Here is a 14,341-nt window from a genome sequence, read left to right on the forward strand (position 1 = left end):
ATCTTAGAAGAAATTTTTATTAATTAATTTAAAAACATTTAAGTCCCTCGTTATGAAGAAAAATTTTTTAAACATTTCAGGAGTTTCTATTCTTTCTAAAGAACAACAAAAAAGTTTAACTGGTGGTGCTATAGTTGACCTTAACAAATGTGGATGTGATTGTGCAGGTAGAGTCACAGGTCCTATATATTGCCAACAATATTTTGCTTGTACACAAGAATATACTTGTAATGAAGAAATCTAAATAATAATTTTCATTAATTATTAAAAAAAACAGCTACTTTGAAAGTAGCTGTTTTTGTTTGTTTTATAAAATTGATTGATTTATAAATCTTCTATTCTTTCAATTTTTGCTCCGATAGATTTTAAACGAGCCTCAATATCTTCATAACCTCTATCTATCTGTTCAATATTATTGATAATACTCGTTCCTTTAGCTGAAAGTGCTGCTATTAACAATGAAATACCCGCACGTATATCTGGAGAAGTCATTTTAGTAGCTTTTAACTGCGACTCAAAATCATGACCTATTACCGTAGCTCTATGAGGATCACATAAGATTACTTTAGCTCCCATATCTATTAGCTTATCTACAAAAAACAAGCGGCTTTCAAACATTTTTTGATGCACTAACACCGTTCCTTTTGCTTGTGTTGCTACCACTAATACAATACTTAATAAGTCTGGCGTAAACCCTGGCCAAGGTGCGTCGGCTACCGTTAGTACAGACCCATCAATATAACTTTGGATTTCATAACTTTCTTGTTCCGGAATATAAATATCGTCTCCTTTTTTTTCTAGTTGAATTCCTAACTTTCTAAATACATTTGGAATCTGCCCTAAATCATCCCAACTAACATTTTTAATTGTTAACTCAGAACGTGTCATAGCTGCCATACCAATCCAACTACCGATCTCAATCATATCAGGTAAAATAGTATGCTCGCAACCACCTAAAGACTCTACTCCTTCAACTGTAAGTAAATTAGAACCTACACCTGAAATCTTTGCTCCCATAGAATTCAACATTTTTGATAATTGTTGAATATACGGTTCGCATGCGGCATTATATATTGTGGTAGTTCCTTTAGCTAATACAGCTGCCATAATAATATTAGCGGTACCTGTAACTGAAGCTTCATCTAATAACATATCGGCACCTACCAATCCTGTTTCAGTTTCTACCCCGTAAAAATATTCTTCACGATTGTAACGGAATTTTGCTCCTAAATTGATGAATCCTTCAAAGTGGGTATCTAAACGACGACGTCCAATTTTATCACCTCCAGGACGTGGGATATATCCTTTTCCAAAACGAGCTAATAACGGACCAACTATCATTATAGATCCTCTTAATGAACTTCCATCACGCTTAAACTCTGCTGACTCTAAATAATTTAAATTGATATCATCAGCTTGAAAGCTATACGAATTTTTAGATAGTCTCTCTATCTTAACTCCTAATTCTCCTAAAATAAAAATTAGTTTATTAACATCAATAATGTCAGGAATATTGTTGATAATTACTTTTTCTGAAGTCAATAACACCGCACAAATAACTTGTAATGCTTCGTTTTTAGCTCCCTGTGGTGTAATTGTTCCTTTTAATTTGTGACCTCCTTCAATTTTAAATGATGCCATTTACTTTTTTCTGTATTTTGTGTTTGACTTTCCTTTTGGGTGACTTTTGTGTTGTCCTTGACTAGTACGCTTTCTTAATAAGCTTTTACTATCTGTTAAATCTTCTTCAAGACCTCGAATATCAATTCTTCCATCAGACAATTCATATAAATGATCAAAAATCACATTATCATCCACCGTGTCTTTATTCCAATTTAAATAGCATTTTTTCATATGGTTTGCAATGGTAAACACCAAGGCTTCTTTTATATCACCATCTTCCCATGTTAATGCAACATCAATCATGGTTTGGATATTAGTACCATAAAAACGGTATTTTGAAGCTGATTTAGGATACGCCATTTTTTCTGGCTTTTCAGTCAGTTCTTCCTTTGAAGGTGTCTCATACGGAGAATCTACATCTAACTTAAAATCAGACATGATATGTAACTGATCCCATAACTTATGCTTAAAATCGGGTACATCACGTAAATGTGGCTGTAAATTACCCATGACATCAATTATTGCTTTAGCCATAGTATTACGTTCTTCTCTATCTTCTAGAGCAACGCAATGATTAACCAGTTTTTGTATATGTCTTCCGTATTCTGGAATTATTAATTTGGATCTTTCTGAATTGTATTCTAAATCAAACGTCATTTCTCTATATTTTATCCATGCAAAATAGGTAATTATTATGAATTATCTATCCGATTACCCTCAATTTTGCAAATTGTAATAATAATTTCTTCTTGCCTGCTGTACTAAACTCTATTTCAGCTTTTTTATTGGGACCTTTTCCTTCTAATGCTAATACTTTTCCTGTTCCAAAACGATTATGTTCAACAATATTACCTACCGTAATTTCTCCATCAAACAAATTCATTTTCGGACTCAATTCTGAAACCTTTTTCATGTTCCCTTTTGGCGGAACCGCTGTTGGTTTTTCTTTCTTAGCTAAAAACTCTTTTCTTTTTTTCTGAATAGGCTTTTGAAAACGAATTTTCTTTGGTTCATCGTCAAACAGACTTGCATCTATAAACCTATTTGCAGAAGGCTCTGGTACTTTTGGCGTTAAATACTCTAAGTACTGATCGTCAATTTCTTCTAAGAATCTACTCGGTTCTCCATCCGTTAATTTCCCCCAACGATAACGTGTTTGTGCATAGGTTAAATAAGCTCCTTTTTCAGCTCTTGTTAAAGCTACATAAAACAAACGACGTTCTTCTTCTAATTCGCTACGAGTATTCATACTCATCGCAGAAGGAAATAAGCTTTCCTCCAAACCAACAATATATACATACGGAAACTCTAATCCTTTGGATAAGTGAATGGTCATTAATGAAACACGTGGTTCTTCATCTTGCTTATCAGAATCAAAATCGGTGGCTAATGCTACATCTTCTAAAAATGAAGTTAACGAAGCGTCTTCTCCTGTTTCAATTTTATCCGTAATAAAATCTTTTATTCCATTCAGTAATTCTTGTACGTTTTCAACTTTATTAACCCCTTCAGGAGTTCCATCTTTTTGTAAATCTTTAACTAACTGCGTTTGCTTTACCACCAAATCAGCTATCTCAAACGCATTTTTAGTCTGCGCTTCTATTTGAAAACGCTGTATCATGTTTACAAAATTCTGCAACTTTGTTTTAGTTCCAGAATTGATATTGATATCAATCGTGCTGATATTCTTTAAAATATCAAACATCGATTTTTTATAATGATTCGCTGCAATTGTTAATTTATCTATCGTAGTTGCGCCAATACCTCTCGCAGGGTAATTGATGATACGTTTTAAGGCTTCTTCATCATTCGGGTTGATTAAAATTCGCAAATACGATAGTAAGTCTTTAATTTCTTTACGTTGATAGAATGAGATTCCTCCATAAATCTTATACTTGATATCTTTTTTACGCAACGCATCTTCTATCGCTCTCGATTGTGCATTGGTACGATATAAAATAGCAAACTGATCGCTCGTTAGTTGATGATTCATTTGGTTTTCCCAAATAGATTGTGCTACAAAGCGTCCTTCTTCTCCATCGGAAATTGTACGCATTACTTTTACACTATCTCCTGCATCGTTTGCTGTCCAAATTTCTTTGTCTAACTTCGTTTTGTTTTTATCAATTACGCTGTTTGCAGCACGAACAATATTACTAGTCGAACGGTAATTTTGCTCTAATTTGAATGTTTTTACATCTGGATAATCCTTCTGGAAATTCAAAATATTTTGAATATTCGCTCCACGGAACCCATAAATACTTTGCGAATCATCACCTACCACACAAATATTCTGGAAACGATCTGCCAACGCCCGCACAATTAAATACTGTGAATGGTTGGTATCTTGGTACTCATCTACCAAAATATAACGAAAACGGTCTTGATATTTTGCCAATACATCAGGAAAACGTGCTAGTAACTCATTGGTACGCAACAACAAATCATCAAAATCCATTGCTCCAGACTTAAAACATCTATCTACATATTCTTTATAAATATCTCCAGTTCTAGGTCTACTAGCTTCTAAATCGGCTTGTTGTAAATCAGAGTTATTAAAATAGGCTCTAACCGTAATTAAACTATTTTTAAAAGACGATATTCTACTCAAAATTTGCTTTGGTTTGTATCGGTCTTTATCCAAATTCATTTCTTTGATAATCGCCGTTATTAATCGAACAGAATCTTGTGTATCGTAAATAGTAAAATTTGATGGATAACCTAATCTATCTGCTTCAGAACGTAAAATACGCGCAAAAACCGAGTGAAAAGTTCCCATCCATAAATTTTTAGCTTCGCTATACCCTACCACCTTACCGATACGGTCTTTCATTTCGCGCGCAGCTTTGTTAGTAAAGGTAAGCGATAAAATGTTAAATGCGTCCACCCCTTGCTCCATTAAATACGCAATTTTGTAGGTTAACACACGTGTTTTACCCGACCCTGCTCCGGCAATAATTATCATTGGACCGTCTTTTTGTAAAACGGCGGCTCTCTGTGGTTCGTTAAGTTGCTCTAAATAAGTGCTCAATGAAAAATAAATTGTAAGAATTTAAAAATGGGAAATTAACTATTCTTTTAGGTTTTTTAAAGATTCTAAGCCTTTTTTTATTCACGAATTTTATTCTCTTAAAATTCGATTCCCTACCCGAACAAACAAGTATTCGGTATATAAGCCGAATAAACAAATATTCGCTTTAAAACCCGAATTAATTTGTGTTTTCAATCTAAAAAACTATTTTTACTAAAATTTAACTGCATGACAAGTGTAATTACAGGAGACATTATCAATTCTAGAGATGTCTTAACTAAAACATGGCTCTCTGTGTTAAAGCAAAGTTTTAATACCATTGGAGAAACGCCGAAAACCTGGGAAATATTTCGCGGTGATAGTTTTCAAATTGAGATTGAAAATATTGCTGATGCCTTACTTTTTGCTATTGAGTTAAAAACAAGCATTAAAAAAATAAAAGATTTAGATATTCGTTTAGCTATTGGCATCGGTACTAAAAATTTTGATGCCGCAAGAATTACTGAGGCGAATGGTGAAGCTTTTATTAACTCTGGATATGCTTTTGATTACCTTCTTAAAAAACAAAATTTGGCTTTAAAAACGCCTTGGGAGGAAATTAATGAAGAGTTTGAAGTTTCTTTAGGATTGAGTTTACTCATCATGGATAATTGGACAGTGAATTCTGCCGCTTTTGTAAAAATGTATTTAGAAAATCCTAAGAGTACTCAAAAAGTAATTGCTAAAAAATTAGCCATCTCAGAAAGTAGTGCTAGTGAACGAAGAAAGCGTTCTGGTTTTGATGAAATTATGAAATTAGAAAAACGCTTTAGAACCCTTATGAATCAGAAACTAACCAACCTATGATACTGTTTTTAAAACTTTTAGTAGCTCATTTATTGGGTGATTTTGTTTTTCAACCAAAAAACTGGGTAAAAGACAAAGAGAAAAATAAAATAAAATCAACAAAACTTTATGCCCATATAGGTATTCATGCTGTATTGTTACTTTTATTCCTACAGTTTAACCCTATATATTGGAATGTATTTTTACCGGTAATTATTTCTCATTATTTAGTTGATCTTGGAAAATTATATCTTCAAAAAAAGAAGAACAAACGTTTATTTTTCTTTTTAGACCAGATTCTACATATATTCTTTTTAGGTTTAGCTACGTACATATATTCTCCTTTTAAAGTTAGTATCGACGCTATTTTAACCCAACAAAACTTATTACTTTTTGCTTGTTTAATTTTTGCCACTTATACTTCGTCTATTATCATAAATACATTAATTTCTAAATGGAATCCAGAAAAAGGTAATAAATCAATAGAACAATCGTTAGCTAATGCAGGGAAGTATATTGGATTTTTAGAACGCTTGTTAATTTTTATTTTCATTATTATTAATCAATGGGCTGGTGTAGGTTTTTTACTTGCTGCAAAATCAATATTTAGGTTTGGAGATTTAACTGCTTCAAAAGATAGAAAATTAACAGAATATGTGCTCATCGGAACTTTATTAAGTTTTGGATTGGCAATTTTAACAGGACTTGTATATTCGTATTATGGAAGATAAAATTTTAGAAGGATTAGCTTATGCCTTACCCGCCTTGGTTACTGGTGGCGTGGCATACCTTATTTTAGGTCGCTTTATTGAGCAAGACAACAAAGAAAAAACGTTTAATGCTTTGGTTGAAAAAAAACGCCAAAGTTTGCCTACTAAATTACAAGCATATGAACGTATGTTATTATTTTGTGAACGTATTAATCCTTCAAAATTACTATTAAGAGTAAACCCTATTGGAGATAAACCTGATGATTATTTACAACTTTTAATTGGTAATATTGAGCAAGAATTTGAACATAATTTAGTACAACAATTATATATTTCAGATGATAGTTGGAAAGCTGTTTTGGCTGCTAAATTAGCTATTATTGCTAAACTACGATCAACTGCAGAAACTGCAAAATCTGCAAAAGACTTAAGAGAAAATGTGTTAATTGATTACGCAAAACAAGAAAGTCCTGCCAATACTGCTATTACCTTCTTAAAACAAGATGTAAAAAACTTGATATAAAAAAAACCTCTATTTAGAGGCTTTTTTTATTTTAAATTCTTCAATATAAAATCAATTGTAGTATTGGTATTTGAATTTGCTACATACGAATCGGTAATATATTTCGCATGTTCAGCATACCCTTTATTAATCAAATACTCTATATCGTTTACATACTCTAACGATACTTTTCCTGTTAACAATACACTTAAGTCTTTTCCAGAGTGGAAATAGTCATATATTTTCTTTAAGCCTGTTAAATATAGATAGTCTTTTGTGAATCCTCCTCCTCTATGTATACGAGTCGTAATATAAAATGCTTGATTTCGTTCTAAATCGTAATTATTATGTAATAACCTGAAAGTTTTTGAAAACGAAGAACCCTTTACCAAACTATTTACAGCAATTACGCGGTACGCTAATTCTTTCAAACGTTTTATCGTCAAATTACCCGACATATATTCACTAAAAACAGCTAATCCTTCTTGTGTTTCAACATTATTAGGAAAACCATGAGAAAATATTTTTAACGGATGCAGCACACCATTCATTGTAGTTACCATATGCACTCCAATTTCATGGTTGGTTAAAATGCCCATTTCATTTTTTGAAAAGGTGTGATTACTATTTAACACTAATGTTTGCGTACTATTTAACACCATAGCAATAGCCCCCATAGTATCAGACTCTTTTATATTAAAAGAAAAATCATACCTATCAGCATATTCTCTAAACAGTTTTTCAGCTTCTTTTATAGAGTAGTTTGGTTGAAATATTTCTTCGGAAGTATCTTCAGCATCAAAATGAAGAATAAACTTTGCATTCTCTACATCTTGTTCTGTAGGTTTACCAAATGAACGTAAACTATTATAATAGAATCTCTTTCCTTCACCAACTGTTTCGATACATTGTACCATTCCTGAATAATAGTAGATAATTTCTTCGTATAAGCCACGGATTTTTTCATCTTCTATTAATTCTAAGGGAAGTGTAAAAAATTCTCGATGCAGCTTAAACTTATCAAAATCTCTTTTTGGATATTCAAAAACAGGGTCAGTTAAATATTTCGATTTAAAAAAGCGTTGCTTTTCTTCCTCAATATTAATAGGGTTTACGTAACGTAATAACTCTATTTTTTTAACGAGTTTATCTATTTTTTTATCTATATCAGCAATCGCTTCTGCGGTGGCATTAATTTCTTTCATTATAATTTATTAAAACGACTGCAAATTTATTGTTTATGCGTTTCATAAAATGATTGTGCATGCAATTTTAACTCCTTTTTTAAGTAGTTTTCTACTGCATTTACAACTTCTGGGTACGTGATTTGCGCTAACTCATCACAATACACCTTCGCTATTTCTGTTGCCAACACTAAAGTATTATCAAAGTTTTGGGTAATGTATTTTAAAAAATACCCATTTCCTTGAAAAGTATCATTGATTTTAGAAATCGATTTTATATCATTGGGTAACGGCATTTGTTCTAATACATCTCTCCATGCCTCTATTTCATTACCGAAACGATTGTTATCAACATTTGCAGTTCCTAAATTCCATATAGGCACCTCTCTATCCCAACGCTTCCAGTTATACGAATGCATATCATACACGATACAAGTACTAAACTTCTCTTCAATTTTTGAAATCAATGCATGAACAACTTCATAAAAATTGGCATGTTTAGCCAAACTTTTTGTTTTCATTTCTTCGGAAAGTGGTTGGTGCCACAACTGCTTACCCCAAGCATCAGTATAAATTGCTGTTTCAGGAGCGCGATTCAAATCATACTCAAAACGAGAGTCCATTCCTGCAATAACAATCGGGTGTGATTGTACCATTGCTTTGGTTTCTGGATCTTCCTCATACCAACGCTCATATTCAGTATGAATACAATTCTCCCACAATTCTTGTCTGAATTGATGTCCGTCATGAACCGCTCCGCATACATACGGAACATACTCTTCAATTTTTATAGTAAATGAATAATCATTAGAAACGGCTTCAAAAATTTCTTCTTTTTGAATTTTCTCTATAATTTCTGCTATCGAAAGTTTTTTCATCATGCTGCTATTTTTCAACAGGCAACTCTAATCTGCTACCCCACTCAGTCCATGAACCATCATATACACTATAATTTGTATATCCTGATACTTCAGCTCCTAAAGCTAAAATACAAGCGGTAATTCCTGATCCGCACGAAAAAGTCATGTGTTCTTTTTCAGGGTTTATTACAGAAAATAACTGTTGAAGTTCTGTTACTGATTTCATTTTTCCTTCAGACTGTAATATCCCATAAGGCAAACTCTTTGAATTCGGAATATGACCACTCCTAAGATCTTCTCTAGGTTCAGATTCTGTTGCATCAAATCGTCCTTTAGAACGTGCATCTAAAATCAATTCTTTATTATTTGAAGCTTCCAAAACTTGTTTGGTCACTCGCAACAAATTTTCTTGATACTCTGCCTTAAAATCACCTCGTTTGATTTTACTTTCTTCTTGAGGTTCCACTTCATATCCGGCTTCTTTCCATGCAGGCAATCCTCCATTTAAAACAGCAATATTCTTAAATCCATAAAGATGGAACAACCACCATACTCTTGGAGAAGAATATACACCTAAATCATCATATACTATAATACAACTATCGTTACTCACTCCTAGCTTCTGAGCTTGCTCTTCGAAATGCTTTAGAGACGGAATTGTATTCGGATAAGTTCCATTAACATCTAAAAAAACATTCTTTAAATCGAAGAAAATAGCATTTTTGATTTGCTGCTTTTCTTCTTCTGTGCCGTTTGTTGCTCCTACTTTAGGAATGGTTGCATCTAAAATGATTAGATTTTTCGCTTCTAAATTCTCCTGCAACCAATCAACCGAAACAATAGGTGTATTTATGTTAAGCATTGTCTACTTTACGTTTTAAATCGGTCATTCTTCTGAATGCCGCATTTTTTTCTAACACTTTACTTTCTAAAAAGTCAATTACCTTTTCTTGAATCTTAACTTTTGATACTTTATTGATATAAACGATTCCTCCTGGGCTCATTACATTTACTTCTACCAATTTACCTCCAATTACATCAATACCTACAAAGTATAATCCATCTTTGACCAATTTTGGACCTATCTTTTCACAAAGCAATTTTTCAGCTTTGGTCAATTTATGTTTCTCTACTCTACCTCCTGCTGTAATATTTGAACGGTGATCCTTATCTCCCGGAATACGCCTCATAGCCCCAATAGGCAAGCCATTTAATATTAAAATACGTACATCACCTTTATCAGCACCTTCTATATAATCTTGCAGAATAACATAATCGGAAGATCCATCACTTTTATTAATATAAAAATCTAATAACGAGTTAATATTCCCCATCGCTGACTTTTCTATTAAAATTACTCCTGAACCTCCATAACCATTCAAAGGTTTTAATATCATTTTATCTGACTCAGATTCTTCAATAATATTAATCAAATAATCTTTGTTCTTAGAAACGTGAGTTACTGGAATTATTTCATTATTTGGATCTTCAAAAACAGCCGTATACAATTTGTTATTTGCCTCACGCATTCCCTGTACAGAATTGATAACAAACACATCATCTTTAACCGAATCTAAAAAGTTTAGCATCAACGGATCTAGAGGCGGGTTTGCTCTCATAAAAATAGCATCAAATCCTGCTAAAGGAAGCATTTCTTCTCTAGTCGTTGCCTTTTTATAGTACGATTTTATGCTTACAGGCACTTTATCCATTCGTTCTATAATTGTACAAAAAGCATTTGTTACACTATTACGAATAGTTAAGTTAGATGGTGTACATATTGCAACTCCATGTCCTCTTTTAGCACACTCATGTATCAACGTTAACGTTGAATCTTTCTCAGGATTTATTTCTTCCCAAGGATACATTAAAAAGCAAATATTCATTTGGTTTAATTAATTTAAATCTTCTTTTAAAAATTAAAGCTAAAAAAACACCCATGATACATACACATCGGTGTTTATAAAGATACTATTTTATCTGATATTCTATATTATATAACCTCTTTGAGATGGTCATCCCAATTTTTCGGTTTAGGTTTTCTTAATTTTCCAACAGATTTTGCTACTAGAGTTGACACCGTTGCATCACCTGTTACATTAATTACTGTTCTACACATATCTAAAGGTCTATCAACAGCAAAAATTAAAGCTAATCCTATCGCTAATTTATCAGCTGGAAATCCTACAGATTCTAATACAATTACCAACATTACCATTCCTGCTCCTGGTACAGCTGCTGACCCAATAGATGCTAATAAAGCAGTAAGTATAATCGTTAACTGATCTCCAAAAGTTAAATCAAAACTCAATGCTTGTGCAATGAACACTGCAGCAACAGCTTGATATAAGCTGGTTCCATCCATATTAATAGTAGCTCCTACTGGTAACACAAAACTCGACACTTCTTTATCAACTCCTACATGCTCTTCTACACGTTCCATTGTAACAGGTAAAGTTGCAGCACTTGAACTTGTTGAGAAAGCTAATAATTGTGCAGGACTAATTTGTTGTAAAAACCAAAATGGATTTTTCTTCGTAAAAACACTTATTAGAATCATGTAAAATACAACTAGTATTAATAAACCACCTACAACAGTAAACGCATATTTTAATAAAGCTAATAACAAATCTGGGTCATTTGATGAGACTACTACATTAGCTAATAATGCAAATACCGCATATGGCGCTGTCAACATAATTAAATCTACCATCTTTAATACTACCTCATTTAGTGAGTCAAAGAATTTTTTTAATGGTTTTGCTTTCTTTTCTCCTACCAACAACATTGAAATTCCTAAGAAAATAGTAAAGAATATTACTTGCAACATAGCTTTATTATTACTCATGGCTTGCATAGCATTGTCTGGTACCATATCAACCATAAACTGCAAAGGTCCGCTCGCTTTTTGTTTACTTGCTTCAGCTATTTTAGCTTGAACGCCTCCACTATTTGCATATGTTTCTGTTAGTTTCGCAATCGTTTCTTCTGAAATTCCATTACCTGGTTGAACTATGTTTACTAATAGCAACCCTACTGTAATTGCTATAACTGTAGTACCTACATAAATTGTTATGGTACGTAATCCTATATTTTTAAACTTAGAAATGTCTTTTAAATCTGATATCCCTTTTACTAATGAGGCTATAATTAATGGTACTGCTATTAGTTTTAATAATTTTACAAAAATTGTTCCCAAAGGCTTTATCCAGTCAGCTACAAATGATGCTCCTCCATCAACAGAGGTCATTCCTAAACCAAATAAAATCCCCAAAATCATTCCTATTAAAATTTGCCAGTGTAGTGCAAGTTTCTTCATGTAATCTGTTCGTTTTTAAAAGGGTGTAAGGTAAAAAGAAATATTTAAAAAAAAGTGACCTTCATTTTGTAATTTGTGTCTAATTATCTAAACTTGAATACTAATCTTATCACAACAAAAAATGGCAGGAATTTTAGATTTATTAAATAGCGATTTAGGTAAAACAATTGTTTCTGGTGTAGCTGAATCAACAGGACAAGATACCAACAAGACAAGTAGCGTATTAACCATGGCACTACCTGTTTTAATGAAAGCAATGCAACGTAACACTTCTACTCGAGAAGGAGCTGAAGGATTAATAGGCGCCTTAAATAAACACGACGGAGGCATCTTAGATAATTTAGGAGATTTGTTTACTGGTGGTGTAAATACCGATATTTTACAAGATGGTAGTAAAATATTAGGGCACGTATTAGGTAACAAACAACAAGGAGTTGAACAAATTATTGGACAAAAATCTGGTATTAGTGCTAGTGCAGTAGCAGATATTCTAAAAACTGCTGCCCCTATTTTAATGGGAATATTAGGTAAACAATCTCGTCAAGAAAATGTGAGCACCTCTGATGATTTAGGAGGACTTATAGGTGGTTTACTTGGAGGAAACTCTGCTCAAAAAGAACAAAGCTTCTTAGAACAAATTTTGGATGCTGATGGAGATGGTAGTATTGTTGATGATGTAGCAGGTATGGTTTTAGGAAATGCTGACAAACAAAAATCTGGTGGACTATTAGGCGGGCTCTTAGGTGGTGTATTTGGGAAAAAATAACAGCATATTTTTATTAATAATGAAAGGGCTAACATTTGTTTGCCCTTTTTCTTTTAATTACTTTTGCACCGATTATTAGAATTCATGGAAAAATTAAAACAACGTTGGGGAATAGACAACAACTGGTCTTTAGTAGCAATTTTTATCGTTTTTGCTATTAATGGTTCTTTTGCTGCATGGATTGCTAAACCAATTACTAGTTTATTGGGGCTATCTCCCGACACTATGTCTCCATGGATATACTATCCTTTAAGAATCTTATTAATTTTCCCTATATATCAGTCTACCTTACCTTTGGTTGGTTGGTTATTTGGTCAGTTCAAATTTTTTTGGGCTTTTGAAAAGAAATTTTTAAGTCGTTTGGGATTAGGTTTTTTATTCAAAAGAAACTAGCCTCATCCAATTTAGCACTAACAATCAGTATTTTACCTTATGTTTTTCTTTAAGAAAAGCAGTATTTTCGTGTACAGATGAGATTTTTTCATCTTAATCTCATTCATTACTTCCCTCATTTTAAATAGAACTACGATTAACTAAATCTTTTTTATATGAAATCTTTACAAAAAAGAATTCTGTTTTCTACAGTAATTGTATGCTGTACACTATTCTTACAATCTTGTAAAACAGATAAGAAACAAACTCAAATCAACACCACACTAACAGAAGAAAAAGTAGAAAAAGAAAACGTAATTGAAATAATTACAGAAAACATGGACTTTCAAATGCCGGATACCATCCCTTCTGGATGGAATACTTTTCGATACTTTAATAAATCTCCACAAACTCATTTCTTTCTCATAGATAAGTACCCTGAAGGGAAAAACTCAGAAGATGCTAAAAAATTTGTTGCTCCTGTATTTGACAATGCAATGAAGCTTATAAATGAAGGAAAAACCAAAGAAGGATTTGCTGAATTTTCTAACTTACCCGAATGGTTTAGTAAAGTAGTTTTTTTAGGAGGTAGTGGATTACTTTCACCTGAAAAAACTGGAGAAACCACTTTACATTTGAAACCTGGAAACTACATGTTAGAATGCTACGTTAAAATGAGTAATGGTATATTCCATACTTCTATGGGAATGGTTAAAGATGTTGTTGTTTCTGATAAAAATTCTGAAAACTCTAAACCTAAAGTTGATGTTAACATCACTATTTCAAGTACAGACGGTATTGTTTTTAAAGATTCTATTTTTGCTGGAAAGCGTACATTTTCTGTTCTTTTTAAAGATCAAATCACATATGAAACATTTGTAGGCCACGATATTAACCTTGTTAAACTACAGCACAATACAAATCTTAAAAACCTAGAAAACTGGATGAATTGGGCTGACCCAAAAGGATTGATCGAACCTGCTCCTTCAGATGTTACTTTTTTAGGCGGAGTGAATGACATGCCAACAGGAAGTACTGGATATTTTACAGCTAAACTAGAAAAAGGAACCTATGCTCTAATTTCAGAAGTCCCTAACCCGTCTGCCAAAAACTTATTTAAAATTTTTAAGGTGAATTAAAATAATAAAC

At 32.6% G+C, this 14,341-nt stretch carries 15 protein-coding genes; 7 read left to right on the forward strand and 8 right to left on the reverse strand.

The genetic code is table 11. From position 1 onward, the window contains the following. Positions 1-52 precede the first annotated feature (52 nt). A complete protein-coding gene (locus DFQ07_RS00155) occupies positions 53-244 on the forward strand; it encodes a hypothetical protein (protein ID WP_133534264.1) in 192 nt (63 codons plus the stop codon). Between the two features lie 80 nt (positions 245-324). Here the strand turns inward: DFQ07_RS00155 and murA are convergent, their stop codons facing one another. From murA to DFQ07_RS00170, 3 genes are read right to left on the reverse strand one after another with little or no spacing between them, the layout of a single operon-like run. Then, on the reverse strand, positions 325-1,641 hold the full coding sequence (gene murA / locus DFQ07_RS00160; RefSeq protein ID WP_133534265.1) for a UDP-N-acetylglucosamine 1-carboxyvinyltransferase: 1,317 nt from the start codon (positions 1,639-1,641) through the stop codon (positions 325-327). Then, positions 1,642-2,280 carry a DUF4290 domain-containing protein gene (locus DFQ07_RS00165; protein ID WP_133534266.1) on the reverse strand — a complete coding sequence of 213 codons (639 nt, stop codon included), beginning with the start codon at positions 2,278-2,280 and terminating at the stop codon, positions 1,642-1,644. Positions 2,281-2,326: 46 nt separating this feature from the next. Beyond that, positions 2,327-4,654, reverse strand: a complete 2,328-nt coding sequence (locus tag DFQ07_RS00170; protein WP_133534267.1) for an ATP-dependent helicase — start codon at positions 4,652-4,654, stop codon at positions 2,327-2,329. 228 nt (positions 4,655-4,882) lie between these two features. Between DFQ07_RS00170 and DFQ07_RS00175 the strand changes: the two genes are divergently transcribed. Genes DFQ07_RS00175 through DFQ07_RS00185 form a run of 3 tightly spaced genes read left to right on the forward strand, consistent with a single transcriptional unit; the run spans position 4,883 to position 6,712 of the window. Beyond that, positions 4,883-5,500, forward strand: a complete 618-nt coding sequence (locus tag DFQ07_RS00175; RefSeq protein ID WP_133534268.1) for a SatD family protein — start codon at positions 4,883-4,885, stop codon at positions 5,498-5,500. Further along, positions 5,497-6,210 carry a DUF3307 domain-containing protein gene (locus DFQ07_RS00180; protein WP_133534269.1) on the forward strand — a complete coding sequence of 238 codons (714 nt, stop codon included), beginning with the start codon at positions 5,497-5,499 and terminating at the stop codon, positions 6,208-6,210. Before DFQ07_RS00175 ends, DFQ07_RS00180 begins: the two co-directional genes overlap by 4 nt. Continuing rightward, a complete protein-coding gene (locus tag DFQ07_RS00185) occupies positions 6,200-6,712 on the forward strand; it encodes a DUF7935 family protein (RefSeq protein ID WP_133534270.1) in 513 nt (170 codons plus the stop codon). Before DFQ07_RS00180 ends, DFQ07_RS00185 begins: the two co-directional genes overlap by 11 nt. 26 nt (positions 6,713-6,738) lie before the next feature. On the opposite strand, the gene DFQ07_RS00190 is transcribed toward DFQ07_RS00185, so the two are convergent. The 5 genes from DFQ07_RS00190 to DFQ07_RS00210 all read right to left on the reverse strand — a co-directional run bounded on the left by DFQ07_RS00190 (position 6,739) and on the right by DFQ07_RS00210 (position 12,054). Then, positions 6,739-7,896 (reverse strand): flavohemoglobin expression-modulating QEGLA motif protein, encoded by a 1,158-nt coding sequence (locus tag DFQ07_RS00190; RefSeq protein ID WP_133534271.1) that lies wholly within the window; start codon positions 7,894-7,896, stop codon positions 6,739-6,741. Between the two features lie 26 nt (positions 7,897-7,922). Further along, positions 7,923-8,753, reverse strand: coding sequence for an N-formylglutamate amidohydrolase (locus tag DFQ07_RS00195; protein WP_133534272.1), 831 nt, complete (start codon positions 8,751-8,753; stop codon positions 7,923-7,925). Positions 8,754-8,760: 7 nt separating this feature from the next. Further along, complete coding sequence (locus tag DFQ07_RS00200) at positions 8,761-9,597, reverse strand: sulfurtransferase (RefSeq protein ID WP_133534273.1); 837 nt, start codon at positions 9,595-9,597, stop codon at positions 8,761-8,763. Beyond that, positions 9,590-10,621 carry a glutathione synthase gene (gene gshB / locus DFQ07_RS00205; protein WP_133534274.1) on the reverse strand — a complete coding sequence of 344 codons (1,032 nt, stop codon included), beginning with the start codon at positions 10,619-10,621 and terminating at the stop codon, positions 9,590-9,592. Before gshB ends, DFQ07_RS00200 begins: the two co-directional genes overlap by 8 nt. A 107-nt stretch (positions 10,622-10,728) precedes the next feature. After that, the gene (locus tag DFQ07_RS00210) at positions 10,729-12,054 is read right to left on the reverse strand and encodes a dicarboxylate/amino acid:cation symporter (protein WP_133534275.1); all 1,326 of its coding nucleotides are present in this window, start codon (positions 12,052-12,054) and stop codon (positions 10,729-10,731) included. 121 nt (positions 12,055-12,175) lie between these two features. Between DFQ07_RS00210 and DFQ07_RS00215 the strand changes: the two genes are divergently transcribed. The 3 genes from DFQ07_RS00215 (at position 12,176) to DFQ07_RS00225 (ending at position 14,331) form a co-directional block, all read left to right on the forward strand. Next, positions 12,176-12,820 (forward strand): DUF937 domain-containing protein, encoded by a 645-nt coding sequence (locus DFQ07_RS00215; protein WP_133534276.1) that lies wholly within the window; start codon positions 12,176-12,178, stop codon positions 12,818-12,820. A gap of 84 nt (positions 12,821-12,904) precedes the next feature. After that, positions 12,905-13,213 (forward strand): DUF6787 family protein, encoded by a 309-nt coding sequence (locus DFQ07_RS00220; protein WP_133534277.1) that lies wholly within the window; start codon positions 12,905-12,907, stop codon positions 13,211-13,213. Positions 13,214-13,368: 155 nt separating this feature from the next. After that, entirely contained in the window at positions 13,369-14,331 is a 963-nt protein-coding gene (locus DFQ07_RS00225) for a hypothetical protein (protein WP_133534278.1), read from the forward strand. Positions 14,332-14,341 lie beyond the last annotated feature (10 nt).

The organism is Tenacibaculum caenipelagi (assembly GCF_004363005.1).
GTDB classification, from domain to species: Bacteria; Bacteroidota; Bacteroidia; order Flavobacteriales; family Flavobacteriaceae; genus Polaribacter; species Polaribacter caenipelagi.